Raw genomic sequence first — 211 nt, 5'->3', positions numbered from 1 at the left:
ATTCTATTTACGCCAATTGTTCTATTGTTAGGCAGACACTTGAATATGTTAGAACTTGGTGAGCAAATGGCAACTTCCCTTGGTGTTGCTGCTGGTAAGACAAGGGTTTTACTTATTGTAAGTTCTGTTTTTATGATTGCTATTGCGACATCAACGACAGGTCCGATTGCATTTGTCTCCTTTCTTGCAGGTCCGATTGCTAATAGATTAG

1 protein-coding gene is annotated in these 211 nt (G+C 39.3%); it reads left to right on the top strand.

Annotated features, from left to right (window positions below; all coding sequences use genetic code 11):
• On the top strand, window positions 1-211 hold a 211-nt coding region (locus tag EOC06_RS45735; protein ID WP_368773626.1), incomplete at its 3' end, for an iron chelate uptake ABC transporter family permease subunit.

Source organism: Mesorhizobium sp. M7A.F.Ca.MR.362.00.0.0, from assembly GCF_004023175.1.
GTDB lineage: Bacteria > Pseudomonadota > Alphaproteobacteria > Rhizobiales > Rhizobiaceae > Mesorhizobium.
The sequence above is the reverse complement of the archived record's forward strand: the minus strand, read 5'-3'. Positions and strand labels throughout refer to the sequence as shown.